This is a genomic window from Streptomyces candidus, from assembly GCF_014207445.1.
Taxonomy (GTDB): domain Bacteria; phylum Actinomycetota; class Actinomycetes; order Streptomycetales; family Streptomycetaceae; genus Streptomyces; species Streptomyces candidus.
Genome location: NZ_JACHEM010000046.1, coordinates 3,486 through 4,901, shown reverse-complemented (window position 1 = coordinate 4,901; position 1,416 = coordinate 3,486). Strand labels below are relative to the sequence as shown.

Annotated in this window: 1 rRNA gene (cut by a window edge); it reads right to left on the bottom strand. The window is 55.6% G+C overall.

The window, feature by feature from the left end:
* Positions 1-1,416: ribosomal RNA gene (locus HNQ79_RS32900) — 23S ribosomal RNA — on the bottom strand; its annotated part runs 1,704 nt beyond the window's last position; the annotation flags it as partial.

The following is a 1,416-nucleotide window of genomic DNA, read 5'->3' as shown; positions in this document are numbered from 1 at the left end:
AAGGGGGTGGGAATACTCATCTCGAAGCAGGCTTCCCGCTTAGATGCTTTCAGCGGTTATCCTTTCCGAACGTAGCCAACCAGCCATGCCCTTGGCAGGACAACTGGCACACCAGAGGTTCGTCCGTCCCGGTCCTCTCGTACTAGGGACAGCCCTTCTCAATATTCCTACGCGCACAGAGGATAGGGACCGAACTGTCTCACGACGTTCTAAACCCAGCTCGCGTACCGCTTTAATGGGCGAACAGCCCAACCCTTGGGACCGACTCCAGCCCCAGGATGCGACGAGCCGACATCGAGGTGCCAAACCATCCCGTCGATATGGACTCTTGGGGAAGATCAGCCTGTTATCCCCGGGGTACCTTTTATCCGTTGAGCGACAGCGCTTCCACAAGCCACTGCCGGATCACTAGTCCCGACTTTCGTCCCTGCTCGACCCGTCGGTCTCACAGTCAAGCTCCCTTGTGCACTTACACTCAACACCTGATTGCCAACCAGGCTGAGGGAACCTTTGGGCGCCTCCGTTACTCTTTAGGAGGCAACCGCCCCAGTTAAACTACCCATCAGACACTGTCCCTGATCCGGATCACGGACCGAGGTTAGACATCCAGCACGACCAGAGTGGTATTTCAACGGCGACTCCACCATGACTGGCGTCACAGCTTCAAAGTCTCCCACCTATCCTACACAAGCCGAACCGAACACCAATATCAAACTGTAGTAAAGGTCCCGGGGTCTTTCCGTCCTTCTGCGCGAAACGAGCATCTTTACTCGTAGTGCAATTTCACCGGGCCTATGGTTGAGACAGTCGAGAAGTCGTTACGCCATTCGTGCAGGTCGGAACTTACCCGACAAGGAATTTCGCTACCTTAGGATGGTTATAGTTACCACCGCCGTTTACTGGCGCTTAAGTTCTCAGCTTCGCACACCCGAAAGTGCACTAACCGGTCCCCTTAACGTTCCAGCACCGGGCAGGCGTCAGTCCGTATACATCGCCTTACGGCTTCGCACGGACCTGTGTTTTTAGTAAACAGTCGCTTCTCGCTGGTCTCTGCGGCCACCCCCAGCTCATGAAGTAAATTCAATCACCGGTGATGGCCCCCCTTCTCCCGAAGTTACGGGGGCATTTTGCCGAGTTCCTTAACCATAGTTCACCCGAACGCCTCGGTATTCTCTACCTGACCACCTGAGTCGGTTTAGGGTACGGGCCGCCATGAAACTCGCTAGAGGCTTTTCTCGACAGCATAGGATCATCCACTTCACCACAATCGGCTCGGCATCAGGTCTCAGCCTCAATGTGTGACGGATTTGCCTATCACACGGCCTACACCCTTACCCCGGGACTACCACCGCCCGGGCTGGACTACCTTCCTGCGTCACCCCATCGCTTACCTAGTACAGATCTGGGTCGCCGGTC